The sequence below is a fragment of the Allobosea sp. genome (assembly GCF_017308015.1).
In the GTDB taxonomy this organism is placed as follows: domain Bacteria; phylum Pseudomonadota; class Alphaproteobacteria; order Rhizobiales; family Beijerinckiaceae; genus Allobosea.
This window is the reverse complement of the sequence record NZ_JAFKFW010000002.1, coordinates 339012-359996: the sequence shown is the minus strand read 5'-3', so window position 1 is coordinate 359996 and position 20985 is coordinate 339012. Positions and strand designations below refer to the sequence as shown.

19 protein-coding genes are annotated in these 20985 nt (G+C 65.0%); 11 read left to right on the top strand and 8 right to left on the bottom strand.

Annotated features, from left to right (window positions below; translation table 11 throughout):
* Window positions 1-90: 90 nt before the first annotated feature.
* Window positions 91-1401 carry a guanine deaminase gene (gene guaD, locus J0I42_RS01755; RefSeq protein ID WP_291652172.1) on the top strand — a complete coding sequence of 437 codons (1311 nt, stop codon included), beginning with the start codon at window positions 91-93 and terminating at the stop codon, window positions 1399-1401.
* 57 nt (window positions 1402-1458) lie between these two features.
* On the opposite strand, the gene J0I42_RS01750 is transcribed toward guaD, so the two are convergent.
* The 5 genes from J0I42_RS01750 to J0I42_RS01730 all read right to left on the bottom strand — a co-directional run bounded on the left by J0I42_RS01750 (window position 1459) and on the right by J0I42_RS01730 (window position 8107).
* The gene (locus tag J0I42_RS01750) at window positions 1459-2316 is read right to left on the bottom strand and encodes a D-amino-acid transaminase (RefSeq protein ID WP_291652171.1); all 858 of its coding nucleotides are present in this window, start codon (window positions 2314-2316) and stop codon (window positions 1459-1461) included.
* Window positions 2317-2594: 278 nt separating this feature from the next.
* Complete coding sequence (locus J0I42_RS01745) at window positions 2595-4193, bottom strand: peptide ABC transporter substrate-binding protein (protein ID WP_291652169.1); 1599 nt, start codon at window positions 4191-4193, stop codon at window positions 2595-2597.
* A 143-nt stretch (window positions 4194-4336) separates the two neighbouring features.
* Window positions 4337-6637: an NADP-dependent malic enzyme gene (locus J0I42_RS01740; protein WP_291652167.1), complete on the bottom strand. Its 2301-nt coding sequence runs from the start codon at window positions 6635-6637 to the stop codon at window positions 4337-4339.
* Window positions 6638-6993: 356 nt separating this feature from the next.
* On the bottom strand, window positions 6994-7230 hold the full coding sequence (locus J0I42_RS01735) for an Lrp/AsnC ligand binding domain-containing protein (RefSeq protein WP_038361355.1): 237 nt from the start codon (window positions 7228-7230) through the stop codon (window positions 6994-6996).
* Window positions 7231-7282: 52 nt separating this feature from the next.
* On the bottom strand, window positions 7283-8107 hold the full coding sequence (locus tag J0I42_RS01730) for an alpha/beta hydrolase (RefSeq protein ID WP_291652165.1): 825 nt from the start codon (window positions 8105-8107) through the stop codon (window positions 7283-7285).
* Between the two features lie 139 nt (window positions 8108-8246).
* Between J0I42_RS01730 and J0I42_RS01725 the strand changes: the two genes are divergently transcribed.
* Window positions 8247-9245 (top strand): asparaginase, encoded by a 999-nt coding sequence (locus J0I42_RS01725; protein WP_291652163.1) that lies wholly within the window; start codon window positions 8247-8249, stop codon window positions 9243-9245.
* A 218-nt stretch (window positions 9246-9463) separates the two neighbouring features.
* Here the strand turns inward: J0I42_RS01725 and meaB are convergent, their stop codons facing one another.
* A complete protein-coding gene (meaB, locus tag J0I42_RS01720) occupies window positions 9464-10450 on the bottom strand; it encodes a methylmalonyl Co-A mutase-associated GTPase MeaB (protein WP_291652161.1) in 987 nt (328 codons plus the stop codon).
* 132 nt (window positions 10451-10582) lie between these two features.
* Between meaB and J0I42_RS01715 the strand changes: the two genes are divergently transcribed.
* The 3 genes from J0I42_RS01715 to J0I42_RS01705 all read left to right on the top strand — a co-directional run bounded on the left by J0I42_RS01715 (window position 10583) and on the right by J0I42_RS01705 (window position 13771).
* Window positions 10583-11734, top strand: coding sequence for an alpha/beta hydrolase (locus tag J0I42_RS01715; protein ID WP_291652159.1), 1152 nt, complete (start codon window positions 10583-10585; stop codon window positions 11732-11734).
* 134 nt (window positions 11735-11868) lie between these two features.
* Window positions 11869-12873, top strand: coding sequence for an alpha/beta hydrolase (locus tag J0I42_RS01710; RefSeq protein WP_291652157.1), 1005 nt, complete (start codon window positions 11869-11871; stop codon window positions 12871-12873).
* A 37-nt stretch (window positions 12874-12910) separates the two neighbouring features.
* Complete coding sequence (locus J0I42_RS01705; protein WP_291652155.1) at window positions 12911-13771, top strand: alpha/beta hydrolase family protein; 861 nt, start codon at window positions 12911-12913, stop codon at window positions 13769-13771.
* A 6-nt stretch (window positions 13772-13777) separates the two neighbouring features.
* On the opposite strand, the gene J0I42_RS01700 is transcribed toward J0I42_RS01705, so the two are convergent.
* Window positions 13778-14248 carry an Lrp/AsnC family transcriptional regulator gene (locus J0I42_RS01700; protein ID WP_291652153.1) on the bottom strand — a complete coding sequence of 157 codons (471 nt, stop codon included), beginning with the start codon at window positions 14246-14248 and terminating at the stop codon, window positions 13778-13780.
* 133 nt (window positions 14249-14381) lie between these two features.
* Between J0I42_RS01700 and J0I42_RS01695 the strand changes: the two genes are divergently transcribed.
* Window positions 14382-15665: a cystathionine gamma-synthase family protein gene (locus tag J0I42_RS01695; protein WP_291652151.1), complete on the top strand. Its 1284-nt coding sequence runs from the start codon at window positions 14382-14384 to the stop codon at window positions 15663-15665.
* Window positions 15666-15676: 11 nt separating this feature from the next.
* On the opposite strand, the gene J0I42_RS01690 is transcribed toward J0I42_RS01695, so the two are convergent.
* Window positions 15677-16414, bottom strand: a complete 738-nt coding sequence (locus tag J0I42_RS01690) for a DUF3750 domain-containing protein (RefSeq protein WP_291652149.1) — start codon at window positions 16412-16414, stop codon at window positions 15677-15679.
* Window positions 16415-16579: 165 nt separating this feature from the next.
* Here J0I42_RS01690 and J0I42_RS01685 point away from each other — a divergent pair, with 165 nt between their 5' ends.
* The 5 genes from J0I42_RS01685 to J0I42_RS01665 all read left to right on the top strand — a co-directional run bounded on the left by J0I42_RS01685 (window position 16580) and on the right by J0I42_RS01665 (window position 20923).
* Window positions 16580-17692 carry a polyamine ABC transporter substrate-binding protein gene (locus tag J0I42_RS01685; RefSeq protein ID WP_291652147.1) on the top strand — a complete coding sequence of 371 codons (1113 nt, stop codon included), beginning with the start codon at window positions 16580-16582 and terminating at the stop codon, window positions 17690-17692.
* Window positions 17693-17717: 25 nt separating this feature from the next.
* Entirely contained in the window at window positions 17718-18872 is a 1155-nt protein-coding gene (locus J0I42_RS01680; RefSeq protein WP_291652145.1) for an ABC transporter ATP-binding protein, read from the top strand.
* Window positions 18869-19771 (top strand): ABC transporter permease, encoded by a 903-nt coding sequence (locus J0I42_RS01675; RefSeq protein WP_291652143.1) that lies wholly within the window; start codon window positions 18869-18871, stop codon window positions 19769-19771. The genes J0I42_RS01680 and J0I42_RS01675 overlap by 4 nt, the downstream gene beginning before the upstream one ends.
* The gene (locus tag J0I42_RS01670; protein ID WP_291652141.1) at window positions 19768-20556 is read left to right on the top strand and encodes an ABC transporter permease; all 789 of its coding nucleotides are present in this window, start codon (window positions 19768-19770) and stop codon (window positions 20554-20556) included. Before J0I42_RS01675 ends, J0I42_RS01670 begins: the two co-directional genes overlap by 4 nt.
* A 97-nt stretch (window positions 20557-20653) precedes the next feature.
* Window positions 20654-20923 (top strand): hypothetical protein, encoded by a 270-nt coding sequence (locus tag J0I42_RS01665; protein WP_291652139.1) that lies wholly within the window; start codon window positions 20654-20656, stop codon window positions 20921-20923.
* The last annotated feature ends 62 nt before the right edge of the window (window positions 20924-20985 follow it).

Here is a 20985-nt window from a genome sequence, read left to right as displayed (position 1 = left end):
TCATCCCTCCAGATTAGGCATGATCCGCGCTTGGCCGGAAGCTTCGATTTGGTGCAGATGTGATGTCGAATTGTGCCGGAGTTGCCCGACGTGACCGCACTCACTGCCTTGCGCGCCCTGCGCGGCCGCCTGCTCTGGTTCGTCGATGATCCGCAGATCGCTGGCGAGGCTGCGCATCGCCATGTCGAAGACGGGCTGCTCGTCATCGAGAACGGACTGGTCAAGGCGGCGGGAGAGGCGCGGGAGCTGCTGCGGATGCTGCCGGCCGATGCCGAGATCATCGACCATCGGCCGCATCTGATCATGCCGGGCTTCATCGACGCCCATATCCATATGCCGCAGACCCAAGTCGTCGCCTCCTATGGCGCCCAGCTCATGGAGTGGCTCAACAAATACACCTTCGTCGAGGAGCAGAAACTGGCCAATCAGGGCCATGCCGAGAAGCTTTCGCGCTTCTTCCTCGACGAATTGCTCGCCAATGGCACGACCACGGCGGCGGTCTATTGCTCGGTTCATCCGCAATCGGCCGAAGCCTTCTTCACGGAATCGCAGCGTCGCAACACCCGCATGATCGCCGGTAAGGTGATGATGGATCGCAATGCGCCGGAAGCGCTGACCGACACGGCCGAGAGCGGCTATCGCGACACGAAGGCGCTGATCGCGCGCTGGCAGGGCAGGGGCCGGCAGCTCTATGCGATCACGCCGCGCTTCGCGATTACCTCGACGCCGGAGCAGCTGGCGGCGGCCGGAAAGCTCGCTGCCGAGCACCCGGACTGTCACATTCAGACCCATATCGACGAGAACCGAGCTGAGATCGCCTTCGCCCGCGAGCTTTATCCGGAAGCTGCGGACTATGCCGATATCTACCGGCGATACGGCCTGCTTGGCCCGAAGAGCCTGATGGGCCACTGCATTCACATGACCCACAACGAGTGGCAGGCCTTCGCCGAGACAGGCGCGGTCGCGGTGTTTTGCCCGACCTCGAACCTCTTCCTCGGCTCAGGGCTGTTCGATTGGGCCCATGCAAGGCAGCGGGGCGTCAAGGTCGCGGTCGCTACCGATATCGGCGGCGGCACGTCCTATTCGATGCTTCGGACGATGGCGGAGGCCTACAAGGTCCTGCAGCTTCAGGGCCAAAGCCTGCCGGCTTTGGACGCCTTGCATGCGATCACGCGCGGCAACGCCGTCGCACTCGGGCTCGAACACCTGATCGGCAGCTTCGAGCCCGGCCACGAGGCGGATGTCGTGGTGCTCGATACGGCCGCGACGCCGGCGATGGCGCACCGCATGGAGACGGTGCGTGATCTCGCGGAGGAACTCTTCGTGCTCATTACGCTTGGCGACGAGCGCAATGTCGCCGCGACCTATGTGATGGGGGAGCGGGTCGCCACGCTGGCGTAAATTCCGGCGTCATTCCGGGGCGCAGCGAAGCTGCGAGCCCGGAATGACGGGGATGCTTCAGCCCAGAACGCCGCCCTTGCGGGCGTAGTCGATATAGATCTCGCGCAGGCGCAGCGCGGTCGGGCCGGGAGCGCCGTTATGGATCGTGTGGCCGTCGATCGTGGTCACCGGCATGACGAGGCTGGTCGCGGAGGTGATGAAGGCCTCCTCGGCATCGAGCGCCTCTTCCAGCGTGAACTCGCGCTCTTCAAAGCTGAAGCCGGATTCCGCGAGATAGGCCAGCACGGCCTTGCGGGTGATGCCCGGCAGCACCTTGTGCGAGAGCGGGCGCGAGATCAGCGTCTTGCCCTTGACGATCCATGCGGTGGAGGAGGCGCCCTCCGTCACCACGCCGTCCTCTACCAGCCAGGCCTCCTGCGCGCCGCTTTCGAGCGCGAACTGCTTGGCGAGAACGGGGGCGAGCAGGTTGACGCTCTTGATGTCGCGGCGCGCCCAGCGCAGGTCCGGCGTCGAGACGACCTTGATGCCGGTTTTGGCGCCCGGCGCGTTCACGAAGTTGCGGGCCTGGGTGAACATCACCAGCGTCGGCTGGACATCCTTCGGGAAGGGGAAGTCGCGATCGGAGGCACCGCGCGAGACCTGCAGGTAAATGCCGCCCTCGTCGAGATTGTTGCGCCTGATCAGCTCTTCATGGATTGCGACAAGCTCGGCCTTCGACCAGGGCAGGGCCAGGCGAATCTCGCCGCAGGAGCGCTCGAGGCGGGTGAGATGCGCCTCGCAATCGACCAGCTTGCCGCCGATCACCGCCGAAACCTCGTAGATGCCATCGCCAAAGATGAAGCCGCGGTCGAAGACGGAAATCTTGGCCTCTTCCTCGGGAAGATAGGCGCCATTGACGTAGACGATGCGGCTCATCGATGCGGACTCGCTGATTGAAAGGAAAGGCCGGTCCTTCCTAGCGAAGCTTGGCGGCGGTTGCGAGCCTCACAGCGTGGAAACGGCCCGGCGTCTGGTGCAGGGCCGGCGTCGGGTCGACACGTCGGAATTTAACGAAAACGCAGGGCATCCCGGCGGCCGCAGGGAAATCCGCGGTCCCTTCCGGAAGGCGCCCGGGGAAGCTTCCGGAATGGATACCGGATCGGCGCGGCTTCGCCGCTTGTCCGGGATGACCTGAGGAGGAACTTCCCAAAAAGCTACGCCTTCAAACTCAGGAACCGCGTCGGTATCGCGCCGCGCAGATTCTGCTCGAAGCCGGCGAGCTTCGGCGAGACCAGGTTCTTGGTCGAGTAATGCAGCACCGGAAGCCAGGGTTCGTCGCGGATGACGATGCTGTCGGCCTCGCGCAGGATCGCGGCGCGCCGCGCAATATCGAGTTCCTCGGCAGCGAGTTTCATCAGCGCATCGAAACGCGGGTTCCTGTACTGGCCGATGTTGAAGCCGGCATTGTCGCTCTCGAACAGGAACAGGAAGTTCTGCGGGTCGGAATAGTCGCCGACCCAGCCATAGCGGGCGACGTCGAAATCGCCGCCGTCGCGCAGATAGGCGAAATGCGTTCGAAAATCGGTCTCGACGAAGCGGGTCTCGCCCCCGATCGCGCGCCATTGCTCGGCGATCGCCTCCGCCGTATGGCGGTTGTTGTCGGTGGTGTTGAAGCGGTATTCGACCTGAAGCGGCATGCTGCCGAAGCCGGCGGAGGCGAGCAGGCGCTTGGCCTCGTCCTCGCGTTCCAGCACCGAGGCATGGCGGAAATCGAGCTCGGCGCGCTCGCCGTAATTGCCGATATGGGGTGGGATCACGCCGTAGGCCGGCAGCATCGTGCCGCCCCAGATCCGGTCGGCGATGAATTCCCGGTCGATCTGGAGTGAGAGCGCCCGCCTGACGCGCTCGTCGTCGAAGGGCGGTTTGGCGCTGTTGACGATCAGGAAATAGGTCGCGAGATAGGGGCCGATCCGGACCTGATCGCCGAGCTTGTCCTTGAGATTCTTGAACTGGTCGGCGGGAATATCCGTGGTCAGGTGCAGTTCGCCGGCTTGGAAGCGCCGTGCCGTCGCCGCGAGGTCTGAAGCCGGATAGAAGATTACGGTATCGATCTTCACATCGGCCGCCGCATGGAAATGCGGGTTGCGGTCGAGCCGGATATGCGAGTTCGGGGCAAGCTCCCTGAGCATATACGGGCCGTTGGTGATCCAGTTCTCCGGTTTTGCCGGCTCCTGCGCTGCCCTGCTCACGCTGGCTGGGTGTACGGGCAGTGCGCTCTGGTGGGTCAGTAACTCCAGGAGATAAGGCGTCGGCTGTTCCAGCGCGATCTCCAGCGTGCCTTCGTCCGGGGCGCTGACGCCGAGAGCCTCCAGCGAGGAGCCGGTGGCTGCCTTGTGGATCGCCTGGGCATTGCGGATCGGGAAGAGCAGGTTGGCGTATTTCGCGCCGGTTTCCGGATTGATGATCCGTCGGAAGGAATAGACGAAGTCCGAGGCCCTGACCGGGTCGCCGTTCGACCATTTCGCGTTACCGCGCAGCTTGAAGCGCCAGGTCTTGCCGTCCGGGCTCATCGTCCAGCTTTCGGCGACGCCGGGCACGACCTCGCCCTTCATGTCGTGGATGACGAGGCCTTCGCGCAGGTCTCGCAGCAGATGAGCTTCCGCAACGGTCGAGGTCTTGTGCGGATCGAGCGTTTCCGGATCGCCGTCATTGCCGCGGTGGAAGACGATCCGGCCCTGGGAGGCCGCGGCGCGGGTCGCAGCCAGGATGGCGGCGAACGCCCAGGGCGCGTGACGGCGCGTGACGTCAAGCATGGCAACCTCCCTCGAATCGGGCGTCGTTGCGAGCGATGCCCGACTTCGGGGGAGTAGACCTTGTCGCGTTGAGTCTGCCAAGCGCGAAAACGGCGACGGGGCCGCGGTTTTCGCGTCTTGATTGTCAGGAGCTGGCTACAGGCTCACTTGCCTGCGGCAGCGGCCGCGCTCTCCTGCGCCTCGACCACGGCGACGGCGGTCATGTTGACCACGCCGCGCGCGGTCACCGAGCCGGTGAGGATATGCGCTGGCTTGGCCGTGCCGATCAGGATCGGCCCGACCGGCAGGGCGTCGGCCATCACCTTGGCGAACTGGTAGGAGATGTTGGCGGCGTCGAGATTCGGGAAGATCAGGACATTCGCCATATCCTTCAGCGTCGAGGAGGGCAGGACGCGCTCGCGGATCAGTGGGACCAGCGCGGTGTCGGCCTCCATCTCGCCGTCGCATTCCAGATGCGGCGCCCGCTCGCGGATCAGCTTCAGCGCCTTGCGCATCTTGAGCGAGGAGGGCGTATCGGCCGCTCCGAAATCGGAATGAGACAAGAGTGCGATCTTCGGGGCGATACCGAAGCGCTGAACATGACTCGCCGCGAGCACGGTCATATCGGCGATCTCCTCGGCCGTCGGATCATGCTTCACATGCGTGTCCGACAGGAAGAAGGCGCCCTTGTTGGTGATGATCAGGGTCATCGCCGCGAGGTCGCAGACACCCGGCGCCATGCCGATGATGTCCTTGATGTGCCGCAGGCGCGACATGAACCGGCCTTCGAGGCCCGAGATCATCGCATCGGCCTCGCCGCGGGCGACGGCGAGCGCGGCGATGACCGTGTTGTTGGTGCGCACCAGCGCGCGCGCCGCCTCCGGCGTGATGCCGCGCCGGCCGGCGATATCGAGATAGCTCTGGACGTAATCGCGATAGCGCGGGTCGTCCTCGGGATTGACCACCTGGAAATCAACGCCGGGCCTGAGGGTGAGGCCGAAGCGCTGGATACGCGTCTCGATCACGCTTGGGCGGCCGATCAGGATCGGGATGGCAAGCCCTTCCTCCAGCGCGACCTGGGCCGCGCGCAGCACGCGCTCGTCCTCGCCTTCGGCATAGATCACGCGCTTGGGGTCGGCCTTGGCCTTCTGGAACAGCGGCTTCATCAGGAAGCCGGAGCGGAAGACGAAGCGCGAAAGCTGCTCGCGATAGGCTTCGACATCGACCAGCGGCTTGCGGGCGACGCCGGTCACCATCGCGGCCTCGGCGACGGCCGGGGCGATGCGCATGATCAGGCGCGGGTCGAACGGGTTGGGGATCAGCGAGGTTGCGCCGAAGGTCGAGGCCTCGCCGCCATAGGCGCGCGCCGCGATATCGGAGGTCGCCTCACGGGCGAGCGAGGCGATGGCGCGCACGGCGGCGAGCTTCATCGCCTCGTTGATCGTCGTCGCCTGCACGTCGAGCGCGCCGCGGAAGATATAGGGGAAGCACAGAACGTTGTTGACCTGGTTCGGATAATCCGACCGCCCTGTGCAGATCATCGCGTCGGGGCGAACGCTCAGCGCGTCCTCCGGCGTGATTTCGGGATTCGGGTTGGCGAGCGCCAGGATGAGCGGCTTCGGCGCCATCTGCTTGGCCATCTCGGGCTTGAGCACGCCGGCGGCGGACAGCCCGAGGAAGATGTCGGCGCCGCCGATGACGTCGCTGAGAGTCCGGGCGTCGGTCTCCTGCGCATAGACCTCCTTCCAGCGGTCCATCAGCGTGTTGCGGCCCTTGTAGACCACGCCGTCGATATCAGTGACCCAGATGTTCTTGCGCTGTGCGCCGAGCTCGACCAGCAGGCTTGTGCAGGCGAGCGCGGCCGCGCCCGCGCCGGAGACGACGATCTTGACGTCGGCGATCTTCTTGGCTGCGAGGTCGAGCCCGTTCAGGACGGCGGCCCCGACGATGATCGCCGTGCCGTGCTGGTCGTCATGAAAGACCGGGATGTTCATCCGGGCCTTGAGCTGCTCCTCGATTTCGAAGCATTCCGGCCCCTTGATGTCCTCGAGATTGATGCCGCCAAAGGTCGGCTCCAGCGCTGCGACGACCTCGACGAATTTCTCGATGTTTTTCTGCTCGACCTCGATGTCGAAGCAGTCGATGCCGGCGAATTTCTTGAAGAGGACCGCCTTGCCCTCCATCACCGGCTTGGAGGCGAGCGGGCCGATGTCGCCGAGGCCGAGCACGGCGGTGCCGTTGGTGATGACGGCGACGAGATTCTGGCGCGAGGTGAGCTCGGCAGCCTCGGAGGGGTCGTCGATGATCGCCTCGCAGGCGGCGGCGACGCCGGGCGAATAGGCGAGAGCGAGGTCGCGCTGATTGCCGAGCGGCTTGGTCGCCTGGATCTCGAGCTTACCGGGACGGGGCTGGCGGTGATAGACGAGCGCGCCCGAGCGCAGATCAGTCGAGAGCGTACTTTTCATGGCGCGATAGTCCCTTCGATCCGAAGGATGCTGGTCGCGCGAAAGGCCCCATGCCGTCAAGCCGTCGATGCCGCCAGCAGTTTCGCCGGGGCGGAAAGGATGAGGCGGGCGCGAACTTGAATCAATCTGGCAAGATGCTGAACCAGCATGCGCGAAGTCGCACGCAAACGCCGGGAAGGATTCGGGAAATCCCAGCGAAGGGAGTCCGGCTTCAATATCTGAGCCCCTATCCCGAGGAGCGTCGCAGGCGCGTCTCGAAGGATGTTCCAGAGGGCAGGAGACAACTGAATCATCCTGAGAAGCCATTCCGCGAGGAACCGCTTCTCAGGATGCGGATTCAGGTAAGGGGTCGGCTCTCAGAACGCCTTGAAGGTGATGATCGTATGCGTGTCGGCGATCTCCGGGATCGACTGTACCTTCTGCGCGACGAAATGGCCGATATCGACATCGGCCGCGACGTGGAACTTGGCCAGGATGTCGTAGTTGCCGGCGGTCGAGTAGATCTCGGACGCGATCTCGCGATCAGCCAGTTCGCTGGCGACCTCGTAGGTCTTGCCGAGCTTGCATTTGATCTCGACGAAGAAGGTCTGCATGGCATGCTCCGAAATTCTGTCGGGTCTGGATAGAATCTTCGATGGGCCGAGATCAAGCGCCGGCGAGCGCAGCGATGCGCCGTGTCATCGCATTCTCCGGGTCGGTCAGCCCGGCGATCACCGTGAAATGGTTGGAGCCCGGTATCTCTTCATAGCGTGTCGTCACGCCTTCCAGCCCCCAGACATCGACGAGCCGACGGCTCTGCCGGTGATATTCTTCGCTCTCGGCACCACCGACCACCGCATCCATCGTCAGCCGGGACGGCGCCGGCCAGAATAGCGGGCTTTCGAGTTCTGCGGCGGGGAGGTCGAGATTCAGCGCCTTGTTGATGCTGGTCTCAACGAGGGGCTTCAGGTTGTAGAGCCCGGAGATGCCATAGGCCGCGGGCACGAGCTGGTCCGGGAGACTGGCGTCGACATTCTTCCAGTCCGTGGCGAGCGTGCAGGCGCTGAGATGCCCGCCGGCTGAATGCCCTGTCGCGATCACCGGCAGGTTGAAGCGTCGCCATAGCGCCGCCGCCGCTTGCTGCAGTTCCCAGACGATATGGCCAAGATGCACCTGCGGGCAGAGGTCGTAGCCGACGACCGCGACCGGCAGGCCGAGCCGGTTCAGTCCGCGCGCCATATGCGAGAAATAGCTGCGATCCAGCGCCTGCCAGTAGCCGCCATGGATGAACATCACCAGCGCATTGCCGCGGATCGCTTCAGGCTTGAACAGGTCATAGGCTTGGCGTTCGCCCTCGCCGTAGGACACGTCCAGCTCGGCCAGCGCTTCGCTGCGATAGGCGGCGGCATCTGCCTGCCAGCCGGCGATGATGCCGGGATGTTCCGGCACGCGGGCGCGGTTGTTGTACTCGGTCTCGTAGTCCGGCGACATCGGTCTTCCATCGCTGAAGGGCGTGGTTGGCTCGGCCGCACCGTGGCAGCCCGGCGCTCTTCGCGCCAGCGCTTTTGACAGGACCTCGTGTCGGCGCCAAAAGGCGGCAAGCCCTGACGAATGGGCAATGGAGGTCGCCATGGAAAACCCTGTGCTCGCCGAGGTCACGCGCGGCAATGTCGTCGAATCCCGCCACCGCGGCGCGGCGATCGTGGTTGATGCCGACGGCGGCGTGGTTTTCTCGGCGGGGGATGTCGAACGCCCGGTCTTCCCGCGCTCGGCCGTCAAGGCGATCCAGGGCCTGCCGCTGATCGAGAGCGGTGCCGCAGACCGTTACGGGCTGACCGAGGCCGAGATCGCGCTCGCGGTCTCCTCGCATTCCGGAGAACCGCTCCATGCGCAGACGTCGTTGTCGATGCTCCGCAAGGCCGGCCGTGATGCTGGCTGCCTTGAGTGCGGTGCGCATTGGCCGTCGAACGAACTCGCTTCGCGAGCGCTGGCGAAGTCGGGCGCCGAGCCGAGCGCTCTCAACAATAACTGCTCCGGCAAGCATGCCGGCTTCGTCTGCCTGTCCTGCAATATGGGCGAGGACACCCGGGGCTATGTGAAGGCCGGCCATCCTGTGCAACAAGCGGTGCGCGGCGCGCTGGAAGCGGTGACCGGTGCCGCCCATAGCGCCGACCGGATGGGCACCGATGGCTGCTCGATCCCGTCCTACGCCGTACCGCTTTCCGCGCTGGCGCTGGGCTTTGCCCGGCTCGGCACCGGCCGTGGCTTTGGGCTGGAGCGGGCGAAGGCGGCTGCGCGTATCCGGGCGGCTGCGGCCGCCCATCCCTTCATGGTGGCCGGCACGGGCCGCTATGACACGCGGCTGATGGACCTGCTCGGCGCGCGCGCCTTCACCAAGACCGGGGCCGAAGGCGTCTATTGCGCGGCCTTGCCGGAACTGGGCTATGGCATCGCCCTGAAATGCGATGATGGCGCCGGCCGCGCCGCCGAGATCGCGCTCGGCGCCCTGATCGCGCGCTTCCTGCCGATGGACGACGCCATGCAGGCCGCCTTCGCGCCGCTGCGCGAGACCGTGCTGAAGAACTGGAACGGCATCGAGGTCGGGCGGATCCGCGCGCCTGCTGCCTGATCCGGGTTCAGCGCATCGCGTCGTTCGCGGCCAAGCCTCCGACGCCTTGGCATCGGGGGCTTCGTCAGGTCCCCGGCGATGACGTCGTTGGCGCTGACCGCCAGGCACCTGCCATCGTCGAGCTCGATCAGGGACGCGCCGGTCTAAAAGTCCTCGATGAGATCATTGGCGGTGCCTGGCATGCCCAGGCCAGCGCTTCGTCAGCTACAGCCCGAATTCTATAATCCCAGCGCTTGCGCGATCTCGTCGGCGGCCGATGTCGGCGGCAGGCGCCCGGCCGCGACGGCGGCCTCGAGCTCCGGCGTGCGGGCTTTCAGCGCCGGATCGCTCCGCAGTTTCGCCTGAAGCCGGTCCTGCACCATCGCCCACATCCATTTTACGTCCTGCCGGCGGCGCTTCTCGGCAATCAGCCCCTTGGCCTCGAAGCGTCCGCGATGCTCCTCGATCTTGGACCACAGGGCTTCGAGGCCGAGCCCGGTCAGTCCCGAGATCGTCACGACGGGTGTGCTCCAGAGCGACGAGGCAGGCGCCAGGATGTGCAGCGCTGCCTTGTACTGAGCTGCCGCCGAGCGCGCAGCCGTGGCGCCGTCGCCATCGGCCTTGTTGACCGCGATCATGTCGGCAAGCTCGATGATGCCCTTCTTGATCCCTTGCAGCTCGTCGCCAGCATTGGGCAGCATCAGCACGAGAAAGAAATCGGTGAGGTCGGCGACCGCGGTCTCGGACTGGCCGACGCCGACCGTCTCAACCAGGATGACGTCGAAGCCGGCGGCCTCGCAGAGCAGCATGGTCTCGCGTGTCTTTGCCGCGACGCCGCCGAGCGTGCCCGAAGAAGGGGAGGGGCGGATATAGGCGTCAGGGTCGACCGCGAGGCGGGCCATGCGTGTCTTGTCGCCGAGGATCGAGCCGCCGGTACGAGTCGAGGAGGGGTCGACCGCGAGCACCGCGACCTTGTGACCCTTGGCTGTCAGATAGGTACCAAGGGCATCGATCGTCGTCGATTTGCCGACCCCCGGAACACCAGTGATGCCGACCCGGATCGCGCGCCCGGTATGGGGCAGCAAACGCTGGATCAGGGCCTGCGCCCGCTCGCGATGATCGGCGCGCCGCGATTCCGCGAGCGTGATCGCGCGCGCCAAAGCCGCACGTTCGCCGGCGAGGATGGCATCGCCGAGCGGATCGGCTGGGGAACTGCTGTCGACCATGCCGCCAGTTAGCAACCCGCCGGCGCCGGCGACAAGGCACCCTTGCGACTCACTTGCTTCATCACTGTGTCATGTGTGCCTCTTGTGAATCCGCCGTGGCGGTGAGACGACTTGGCGATGATGTGCGTGGCGATGCGGCTTCGTGTTTTCCTGTTGGTTCTGTTTCTGCCGTTGGCGCTGGCCGCCTGCGGCACGCCGCGCGTGCTGGAGCTGAGCCAGGCGCCGAAAGAGGACATCGCCGGAACCGTCCAGATCTATGTTGCGACCACGCGCGAAGTCTCGGCGCAGCCGGTCTATTTCAGCGGCGAGCGCGGGCCGCAGCTCTCCTTCGCCCGCCTCGACATCACCGTCCCGCGTATCCATAAACCCGGCAATCTGGAGTTGCCCGATTCCGGGCCGGGCGACCCCGCCAAGCATTTTTCCGCCATCTACATCCAGAAGCTCGATCTCGCGCCTGTTGTTTCTGACGTGCGGAAGGAGTTGCAGCGGCGGCCGGCTTCCCAACGCGACGTCTTGGTTTTCGTCCACGGCTACAACACGAATTTCGCCGATGCGGCCTATCGCTTCGCCCAGATCGTCTATGATTCCGGCTTCAAGGGCGTGCCGGTGTTGTTCACCTGGCCCTCGCGCGGGCAGTTGCTGGCCTATCCCTACGATCGCGAAAGCGCCTTCTATTCGCGCGATTTCCTCGAGCTGAACCTGCGTGCCATCGCCCGCGATCTCGGCCCGGCGCGCATGGATATCCTCGCCCATTCCATGGGCACGATGCTGACGCTGGAGACGCTCCGTCAGGCTGCGATCCGGGGCGATGGAGGTTTCGGCGGCAAGCTGCGCGATGTCATGCTCGCGGCGCCCGATGTCGATCTTGACGTGTTCAGGACGCAGATGCGCGCCATCCGGCGGCCGCTGACGGTCTTCGTTTCGGCCGACGACAGGGCACTCGACTTCTCCCGGCGCTTTGCCGGCGACAAGACGCGGCTCGGCGCGGTGTCGAGCAAGGATACCGAAACGATCGCGGAGCTGGAGAAGCTCGGCGTACGGCTGATCGACCTGTCCGAGGTCTCCTCGGGCGACAGCCTCAACCACGCCAAATTCGCGTCCTCGCCGAAAGTGGTGCAGCTCATCGGTCAGAGGCTGCAGCAGGACAAGGGCATCGGCTTCGCCGGCCCGCAATTCGGTGACAGGGTCGGCGATATCGCCGGCGGCGTGATGGGTACGGTCGGTTCGACCGTCGGGCTGGTCGTCAACGCGCCGATCCAGATCATCTCCGGCGCGGCACGGTGATGTCGCCTTCGCGCAACGCTCCGGCCGCTCAGGAGCGGAAGCGGGCGGTTTGCCCCATTCTGGCCGCCTTGACCTGCCTTTAGAGGTCCGGCTGCCAGCTCGGCCCCTCGATTTCTGACCGGATACCCGTCTCCATGCCCGTTACAAGGCGCGCCTTTTCATGCCGTTCGCTGGCCCTCGCCGCGTTCCTGCCGCTCGGGCTTGCCGCCTGCGCGCAAAGCGAGGCGAGTGTGTCTCCCTTTTCCGAGCCGGAGCGCGCCGATACGTCTGCGCTCGGCAAGGACCCGCGGCTGCTGGTCATGACGACGCGTCGGTCGACCGGGAACGCCGCGCCCTTCTTCAACACGGATCGCGGACCGTTGACCTTCGCCGAGGTGCGGCTGTCGCCGCCGGGGCGCGGTATCGCGGGGCGTGTCTCCTCGGCGGTCAGCGGTGACTGGGCCGTGCTCGGGGTTTCGCGCGAGACGACGGGCGACGCTGCGCGTGCCTTTTCGGACGCCGTAAACGGGCGCGACGTGCTGCTCTACATCCATGGCTTCAACGAGACGTTCGAGACCGCGGCACGCAGCGCTGGCCAGCTCTCGCATTCGCTGGAATTCCAGGGCCGCACGGCGCTGTTCACCTGGCCCTCAGGCGGCAAGCTCTTCGACTATGCCTATGATCGTGAGAGCGCTCTCTGGTCGCGTGACGGCTTCGTGCAGTCGCTGCAGGCGCTTGTCGCCAACCCGACCGTCGGCCGCATCCATATCGTGGCCCATTCCATGGGGACTTTCCTGACGCTGGAAGGCCTGCGCGAATTGCGTGAATCTCGGGAAATCTATGCCCGGATCGGTTCTGTCGTTCTGGCTTCGCCCGATGTCGATATCGACGCCTTCGAGCAGACGGTGAAGAAGCTCGGGCCTCTGGCGCAGCGCATGACGGTGATCATCGATCCCGGCGACCGGGCGCTCGCGGTTTCTGCCCGTATCGCCGGTGGCGTCGCCCGGGCTGGCGCTGCGGATCGCTCGCGGTTGGAAGAATTGGGCGTCAGAGTCGCCGATACCTCCGGTCGGGGCTGGAGCATGCTGCGCCACGACCTCTTCCTGTCCAACAGCGAGGTCACCCAGGTCGTGCGTCGCGCCATGGATCGCGGCGGTTAGAGGAGCTGGCGGGATGAGGCGGCCGGGCAGGGGATTGATGGTCGCTGGTCTGGCGCTGGCCTTCGGCCTTTCCGCTGCCTTTGCCGAAACGCCGGCACTCTTCGCGGGGACCGGTCCGGCCGAGGCCAGCTATTCCGATCCGTTGCCAGCCACCATCGCCGTTTCGACCTATGTGCCGCCGGTTTGTGCCGCCGAGCCCTGTCCGCTGCTGATCGCGGTCCATGGCATGGGCCGCAATGCAAAGGGCGCGCGCGATGCCTGGAAGGCTGCCGCCGACCGGGCGGGCTTTCTGGTTCTGGCGCCGCGCTTCGACAAGGAGCAGTTTCCCAGCCGCCGTTTCCAGCAGGGTGGTGTGCGCGGCGAGCCCGACAAGACGAAATGGACCTTCGGCCTGATCGAAAGGTTGTTCGACGGCGCTCGCGCCAGTGGCCGTGTTGCCGGCGACAGCTATACGATCTTCGGTCATTCCGCAGGTGCGCAGTTCGTGCATCGCATGGTGATGCTGGTGCCTGAGGCGCGCATTGCGACGGCGGTTGTGGCGAATGCCGGCTACTACACGCTGCCCGTTTTGGCCGGTGATCGCGCTTATCCGTATTCGCTCAAGGCTACCCCCGCGACCGATGCCACGCTGATCCGCGCCTTCTCCAAGCCAGTACTGGTCATGCTCGGAGACCGCGACATCGATCCCGACCATCCTCAACTCAACAAGTCGCGAGGCGCCGAGGAGCAGGGGCCGACCCGCTTTGCGCGCGGAGAGTACTTCATAGCTATGGCTGCGGACGAGGCACGCCGTCTCGGTGTGGCGTTGCGCTGGCGCGAGGTTGCCGTGCCCGGCGTGGCGCATCAGCAAAGCGGCATGGCCAAGGCCGCGGCGGCCGAGCTGTTCGCCGCCCGCTGATAATCTTCAGACCGGCGGCAGGCCGGAGCGCTTCTTGATCGTCGCCAGCGCGAAGTTGGATTCGACCGACTGGATGCATTTCAGCCGCGTCGCCTTCTGCTTCAGGAAGCGCTCATAGCCCTCGATGCCGTCGGTGACGACGCGTAGCAGATAATCCTGGGAACCGGTCATGAGGTAGCACTCGGCAACCTCGCTCCAGCCTTCTACCGCTTTCTCGAACTCGGCGATCTGCTCCTGGTTCTGCTGCGTCAGCCGCACCGAGACGAAGACGCTGAAGGGCAGTCCGTAGGCTTTGGGGTCGACAATGGCCGCATAGCCCTGGATGACGCCGGTTTCCTCCAAACGCTTCAGGCGCCTGAGGCACGGCGTCGGCGACAGCCCGACACGCTGGGACAGGTCCTGATTGGTGATGCGCCCGTCCTCGCGCAGTACGGCGAGAATGCGGCGGTCGATGCTGTCGAGCACGATATGCTCCATGTCGATGAAGATTGAGCAGAAAGTTGCTCAAGGAATATCAGGGCGATGCTGATCGGCCAAGCAATGGCGCGCTGATGGGAATACTCTGGTGCCAGAAACCGGCCTGCGTCGCAGGATTCAGAGGGAGACGGCCATGAGCGCAGACAACTACCACAAGGACCGGATCGCTAACCGCAAGCTCCATCCCGAGACGCTGATGATGGGCTTCGGCTATTCGCCGGCCATGTCGGAAGGGTCGCTGAAGCCGCCGGTCTTCCTGACCTCGACATTCGTTTTCGAGAATGCCCAGCAGGGCAAGGATTTCTTCGACTTCACCTCCGGCCGGCGCCAGCCCAAGCCCGGCGAGAAGCCCGGCCTCGTCTATTCGCGCTTCAACCATCCCAATATGGAGATCCTCGAGGATCGCCTGGCGATCTGGGACGAAGCCGAGAAATGCGCGGTCTTCGCTTCGGGCATGGCGGCGATCGCGACCACCTGCTTCGCTTTCCTGCGCCCGGGAGATACGATCCTGCATTCCCGCCCGCTCTATGGCGGCACCGAGACGCTGCTGAAGAATCAGATGGGCGCCTTCGGCGTCACGCCCTTCGGTTTTACCGACGGGCTCGATATCGCGCAGATGCGTGACGTTGCGCGTGCCGCCGCGGCCAAGGGCCGGGTCGCGATGATCCTGGTCGAGACCCCGGCCAACCCCACCAATGGCCTCGTCGATCTTGCTGCCTGCAAGGCGATCGCCGACGAACTGGAGAAGTCGCAGGGTCACCGCCCGCCTGTCGTCGTCGACAACACCATGCTAGGCCCGAAATACCAGAAGCCGCTGAAGCAGGGCGCCGACCTGTCGCTGCTTTCGCTGACCAAATATGTCGGTGGCCATTCCGATCTCGTCGGTGGCTCGATCAGCGGCTCGGAAGCCCTCGTGCGGCAGGTGAAAGCCTGGCGCGGTTCGCTCGGTACGCAGCTCGATCCGAACTCCTGCTGGATGCTGATGCGCTCGCTGGAGACGCTCGACATCCGCATGAGCCGCGCCAACGAGAACGCCAAGCTGGTGGCGGAATATCTCGAAGGCCATCCCAAGGTCGCCAGAGTCCATTATCTTGGCAACCTCAAGGACAGCGATCCACGCAAGGCCGTCTTCGACCGCCAGTGCACGGCCGCAGGCTCGACTTTCGCCTTCGACGTCAAGGGCGGTGAGAAGGAGGCTTTCGCGCTGCTCGACAACCTGCAGATCATGAAGCTCGCGGTGAGCCTGGGCGGGACCGAGACACTGGTCTCGCACCCGGCCGCGATGACTCATTCCGGCGTCGCTCGTGAACTGCGCGAGGAGATCGGCCTGACCGATGCCCTGATCCGTATCTCGGTCGGCATCGAGAATATCGAGGACCTCATCTCGGATCTGGCGCAGGCCTTCGAGGCGGTGTGACCGCTTCGAGACTAGGCTCCGACCCGCCCCCAGCCCGGCAGCTTCAGCGCCGGGCTGCGCAGGTCGAACCCGGCGACTAGGCCGAACATGTTGATCTCGATGCCCTCCACCCAGCCGACGGTGACGCCGGCAAGCCCGTAGAGCGAGGCCTGGACGCCCGTGCGGCTGGCGGTCAGCCCGGCGAAGAGCCCGTCGGCCCGCCAATCCTTCCCCAGCGCCGTCGGTGGCAGCGCCTGCTGAAGCTCGGGCACCTCCGCCATGACGTACTGGACGAAGCTGTTCGAGTTCGGCCCCGGCCAGGCGATATAGCTGCCGGGGCTGGAATAGGTGTAAGCGGTCACGGCCGCGCGGATACGCGGAATCAGGTGCTCCGCCGCTTCGCCACGAATTTCGGCGACGGACTCGGGCGTGTTGCCGAACCAGCGGCCGTCGGCCTCGCGATGATTGACCCTGAGTGGCGCGCCCCAGCCGACGACGTCGAAGCGTGTATAGGCGCTGGCGCCCCGTTCCTTCACAACGATCCAGGAATGATGGGCGAAGATCCCGCGCCAGCGACCGACGCGTGCGGCGAAGACATGCACGCTCGCCTCCGGTTCGACCGAGGCTGGAGGGAGCAGCTTTGCGCTGGTCCAGTCGGCCCGCCGCCAGTCTGGTGCATGCGACTGCCAAATCCACCAGCCCGCGTGACTTGCGAGCGGCAGCAGGAACGCGATCGCGAAGAATAGCAGGATGCGGCGGAGCAGACGCATGCTTTTCGGTATGTGCATGCCGTCGCACGCCGGCAAGAACCCGGCACATCACGGTTGCGTCAGGCGCGCTTCGCCTGTGTGCAGCCATTCCGAACCTGGTCGTTGGCGGTTGATGCCGAAACGAAAGCTGGTAGCGTGCGCGCGCCAACATGATGGAGGGGCGGATTGGGAAAGACGACGAAGCGACTGACCGAGGCGATCGCCGCCTGTGCGATCGGATTGGGACTTCTCGCCGCGCCGGCGGCCGCGCAGGACAAGCAGCTGCGTATCTTCAACTGGTCGGATTATGTCGATCCGGAAGTGCTCGACGCCTTCAAGAAGGAAACCGGCATCACCGTCGTCTACGACACCTTCGACCAGATGGAGACGGTGGAGACCAAGCTTCTGGCCGGCAAGACCGGCTATGACCTGATCGTCGTCACCGCGTCCTTCCTGCCGCGCCATATTCCGCTCGGCCTCTACCAGCCGGTTGACCGCGACAAGGCGCCGAATCTCAAGAATCTCTGGCCCGAAATCCAGACTCGTCTCGGCAAGTACGATTCCGGCAACAAATATGCCGTGAACTACATGTGGGGCACGACGGGTGTCGGCTACAATGTGGCCAAGGTCAAGGAACGGCTTGGTCCCGATGCCGTGATCGATAGCTGGAAGATCGTCTTCGAGCCCGACCAGCTCAAGAAGCTGTCGAATTGCGGTGTCCATGTGCTCGACGCGGTCGAGGAGATGTTCCCCGCGGCGCTGCGCTATCTCGGGCTCGATCCCGATTCGAAGAAGGAAGCCGATCTCAACAAGGCCGGCGAACTCCTGCGCAAGATCCGCCCGCATATCCAGAAATTCCACTCTTCCGAGTACATCAACGCTCTGGCTAATGGCGATATCTGCCTGGCCGTCGGCTATTCCGGCGACATCCTTCAGGCGAAGAAGCGTGCCGAGGAGGCCAAGAACGGCGTCCAGATCGCCTATTCGATCCCGAAGGAAGGCGCGCTGATGTGGTTCGATTCCTTCGTGATCCCGAAGGATGCGGGCAATGTCGAGGCTGCCTTGAAGTTCATCGACTTCGTCAACAAGCCCGAAATGGCGGCGAAGAACTCTGACTTCATCCAGTATGCCAGCGGCAACATCGCAGCGAAGCCGCTGCTCTCTGCGGCGGTGCGCGACAATCCCGGCATCTATCCGTCGGACGAGGTGATGGGGCGGCTCTACACGATCACACCCTACGACCAAAAGTCCCAGCGGTTGGTCAACCGGCTCTGGACCCGCGTCAAGACCGGCAAGTGAACGGTTCTCGACGGGGACGACCGGTATGAAGAAAACCTCGCCCGGCAGCGTACGCCGGGCTTTTCAGCCCTGGAACGACCCGGCGGCGAAGCCGCTGGTCTCGTTCGAGGGCGTGACCAAGCGTTTCGGCAACGTCACTGCGGTCGGCGATCTCTCGCTCGCGCTCTACCCGCGCGAGTTCTTTGCGCTGCTCGGGCCATCAGGCTGCGGCAAGACCACGCTGATGCGCATGCTCGCCGGCTTCGAGACGCCGGACGAGGGCAGGATTCTGCTCGACGGGCAGGACATCACCGGTATTCCGTCGCATCTGCGGCCGATCAACATGATGTTCCAGTCGTATGCACTGTTCCCTCACCTGACGGTGGCGGGCAACATTGCTTACGGGCTGAAGCGGGAGGGATTGCCGCGCGCCGAGATCGACCGGCGCGTCGAGGAGATGCTGGCGCTGGTCAAGCTCTCCGGTTTCGGCGGCCGCAAGCCGCATCAGCTCTCCGGCGGCCAGCGTCAGCGCGTCGCGCTCGCCCGCTCGCTCGCCAAGCGGCCGAAGCTGCTCCTGCTCGACGAGCCGATGGCGGCTCTCGACAAGAAGCTGCGCGAACAGACCCAGTTCGAGTTGATGGATCTGCAGAGCGAGCTCGGCCTGACCTTCATGGTCGTTACCCACGACCAGGACGAGGCGATGACCATGGCTGACCGTATGGCGGTGATGGACCATGGCAAGCTTGTCCAGATCGGCCCGCCCGACGTGATCTACGAAGCGCCCGCCAGCCGCCACGTCGCGGAATTCGTCGGCGACATCAACATCTTCGAGGGCCGTGTTGCGGCCGTGGAAGGCGATCTGGTTCGGGCCGAGATGCCGTATGTAGGTATCGTCGAACTCGACGAGGATGCGCCAGCGCTGAGACCGGGCGAGCCCCTGGTTGTCGGCATCCGGCCCGAGAAAATCGAGATCGGCCATGACGAGCCGGCTCAGGCCGTCAACAAGGTCGAAGGCGAGATCTGGGACATCGGCTATCTCGGCGACTTCACCATGATCCAGGTGATGCTCGGCGGGGAGCGCGGGCAACTGGTCAAGGTTGCGCTCGCCAACCGCACGCGCCGTCTGGCACGGCCCTTCGCCTGGGACGACAAGATCTGGCTGTCCTGGGATGTCGAGGCTGGCGTGGTGCTGCCGCCATGAGCGCGGTCGCTCCGCTGCAGCGGCTCGGCCGGCTGGTCGTTGCCGTCCCTTACGTCTGGCTGGCGCTGTTCTTCCTCGTGCCCTTCGCCATCGTGTTGCGCATGGCTTTCTCGCAGGCCGAGACGGCGCTGCCTCCCTATGCGCCGCATTGGGAAGGGCTGGCTCAGCTCGGCGAATTCATTTCCCAGCTCGACCTGGCGAATTTCACCCTGCTCGGAGACGACCCGCTCTACTGGCAAAGCTATCTCTATTCACTCCGCATCGCAGCCTTGACCACCGTTTTGGCCCTCGCGATCGGCTATCCGCTCGCCTATGCCATGGCGTCGGTGCCGGCGCGCTGGCGCGGTATTCTGCTCGTCTTCATCATCCTGCCGTTCTGGACGTCCTTTCTGATCCGCGTCTACGCGTGGATCGGTATCCTGCGACCGGACGGGCTGCTCGATGCGGCGCTTGGTCTGCTCGGCTTTGAGGGGGAGCCGCTGCGCCTGCTCAATACGGAAGTGGCTGTGCTGCTCGGCATGGTCTATTCCTATCTGCCCTTCATGGTGCTGCCGCTCTTCGCCACGCTGGAGAAGCTCGATCGCGGCCTGCTCGAGGCGGCCGCCGATCTCGGCGCCACGCCGGTCACCGCCTTCCTGACGGTGACGTTGCCGCTCTCGCTGCCGGGCATTCTGGCTGGTTCCGCACTGGTCTTCATCCCGGCGGTAGGCGAGTTCGTCATCCCGGACCTGCTGGGCGGCCCCGACACGGTCATGATCGGCAAGGTGCTCTGGGGCGAGTTCTTCTCGAACCGCGACTGGCCTTTGGCTTCGGCGGTGGCCGTGGTGCTGCTCGTCGTGCTGGTGCTGCCGCTCGTCCTGCTCCAGCGGGCGCGGTTGCAGCGGGAGATGGCGGCATGAGCCGGCTCGGTCCCGGATTGATCCTCGCGCTGGTCGTCGGCTTCGCTTTCCTCTACCTGCCGATCCTGACGCTCGTCGCCTATTCCTTCAACGCCTCGCGGCTGGTAACGGTCTGGGGCGGTTTCTCGACGCATTGGTACGGCGCGCTGATGCAGAATGAGCCGCTGCTCGATGCAGCCTGGCTCTCGATTCGCCTCGGCTTCGTCTCGGCGACGCTGGCGACGGTCCTCGGCACGCTCGCCGCTCTCGCGCTGGCGCGCCATGGTCGTTTCATGGGGCGCACCATGTTCTCCGGCATGGTACTGGCGCCGCTGGTCATGCCCGAGGTGGTGACGGGCCTGTCGCTGCTGCTGTTCTTCGTCGCCGTCGATGTCGAGCGCGGCTTCTGGACGGTGACGATCGCCCACGCAACCTTCAGCCTGGGATTTGCCTGCATCGTCGTGCAGTCCCGGCTCGTAGGCTTCGATCGTTCGCTGGAGGAAGCGGCGCAGGATCTCGGCGCGACGCCCTTCGTCACCTTCTGGACCGTGACCCTGCCACTGATCTGGCCGGCGGTGGCCGCAGCCTGGATGCTCGCCTTCACGCTTTCGCTCGATGATCTCGTCATTGCGAGCTTCACGACGGGCCCGGGAGCGACGACGCTGCCGATGCGGCTCTATTCAGCGGTCAAGCTTGGCGTTTCGCCGGAGATCAACGCCGCCTGCACGATCATGATCGGGGCTGTCGCCGTCGTCGTGATCGCAGCCTCGCTGCTGCTGAAGCGGCAGCAACTCTCCGATAGATAAACGGCTGCTGAACGGCTCCCTCAAAGCCCGTTCAGCCTCGATCTGCGAATGTCCGATCCGTGGCGGGGCGATCCCTGCCGGAACAGGACGTGAGATCATGTTTGGCAATCGCACCCGGATCGGTTTGACCGCGCTCGCTTTCGGCGGTGCCGTTCTCGCCTTTTCGACCTTCGCCGGGTCCGGCGAGGCCCAGGCCTTTGGTGGCTACGGGCGCAGCTCTGAGCGTCCGGCCTATGGCTACGGCTGGCGCCCCGCGCCGCCCGCCGTCCACGGCTTCTGGGGTCAGCGCCGCTGGCATCGCTATTCTGACGGTTACGGCATGCGGCCGCCTCCGCCGCGCTACGGCTATGGTTACGGCTGGCGGTAAGTGTCGCCACGTCGGTCGTGATCATGGGGCGGGCGCTGCCGGCTGGCAGCGCCCGCCTTCTT

What these genes read in the sequence shown, in the direction of transcription:
- J0I42_RS01665 (WP_291652139.1), top strand. Translation starts at nt 20,654, where the DNA reads ATGTTTGGCAATCGCACCCGGATCGGTTTGACCGCGCTCGCTTTCGGC.
- meaB (WP_291652161.1), bottom strand. Translation starts at nt 10,450, where the DNA reads ATGGTCGACAGCAGTTCCCCAGCCGATCCGCTCGGCGATGCCATCCTC.
- J0I42_RS01710 (WP_291652157.1), top strand. Translation starts at nt 11,869, where the DNA reads ATGCCCGTTACAAGGCGCGCCTTTTCATGCCGTTCGCTGGCCCTCGCC.
- J0I42_RS01670 (WP_291652141.1), top strand. Translation starts at nt 19,768, where the DNA reads ATGAGCCGGCTCGGTCCCGGATTGATCCTCGCGCTGGTCGTCGGCTTC.
- J0I42_RS01740 (WP_291652167.1), bottom strand. Translation starts at nt 6,637, where the DNA reads ATGAAAAGTACGCTCTCGACTGATCTGCGCTCGGGCGCGCTCGTCTAT.
- J0I42_RS01705 (WP_291652155.1), top strand. Translation starts at nt 12,911, where the DNA reads ATGGTCGCTGGTCTGGCGCTGGCCTTCGGCCTTTCCGCTGCCTTTGCC.
- J0I42_RS01675 (WP_291652143.1), top strand. Translation starts at nt 18,869, where the DNA reads ATGAGCGCGGTCGCTCCGCTGCAGCGGCTCGGCCGGCTGGTCGTTGCC.
- J0I42_RS01715 (WP_291652159.1), top strand. Translation starts at nt 10,583, where the DNA reads ATGCGGCTTCGTGTTTTCCTGTTGGTTCTGTTTCTGCCGTTGGCGCTG.
- J0I42_RS01695 (WP_291652151.1), top strand. Translation starts at nt 14,382, where the DNA reads ATGAGCGCAGACAACTACCACAAGGACCGGATCGCTAACCGCAAGCTC.
- J0I42_RS01750 (WP_291652171.1), bottom strand. Translation starts at nt 2,316, where the DNA reads ATGAGCCGCATCGTCTACGTCAATGGCGCCTATCTTCCCGAGGAAGAG.
- J0I42_RS01700 (WP_291652153.1), bottom strand. Translation starts at nt 14,248, where the DNA reads ATGGAGCATATCGTGCTCGACAGCATCGACCGCCGCATTCTCGCCGTA.
- J0I42_RS01680 (WP_291652145.1), top strand. Translation starts at nt 17,718, where the DNA reads ATGAAGAAAACCTCGCCCGGCAGCGTACGCCGGGCTTTTCAGCCCTGG.
- J0I42_RS01690 (WP_291652149.1), bottom strand. Translation starts at nt 16,414, where the DNA reads ATGCGTCTGCTCCGCCGCATCCTGCTATTCTTCGCGATCGCGTTCCTG.
- J0I42_RS01730 (WP_291652165.1), bottom strand. Translation starts at nt 8,107, where the DNA reads ATGTCGCCGGACTACGAGACCGAGTACAACAACCGCGCCCGCGTGCCG.
- J0I42_RS01735 (WP_038361355.1), bottom strand. Translation starts at nt 7,230, where the DNA reads ATGCAGACCTTCTTCGTCGAGATCAAATGCAAGCTCGGCAAGACCTAC.
- J0I42_RS01725 (WP_291652163.1), top strand. Translation starts at nt 8,247, where the DNA reads ATGGAAAACCCTGTGCTCGCCGAGGTCACGCGCGGCAATGTCGTCGAA.
- J0I42_RS01745 (WP_291652169.1), bottom strand. Translation starts at nt 4,193, where the DNA reads ATGCTTGACGTCACGCGCCGTCACGCGCCCTGGGCGTTCGCCGCCATC.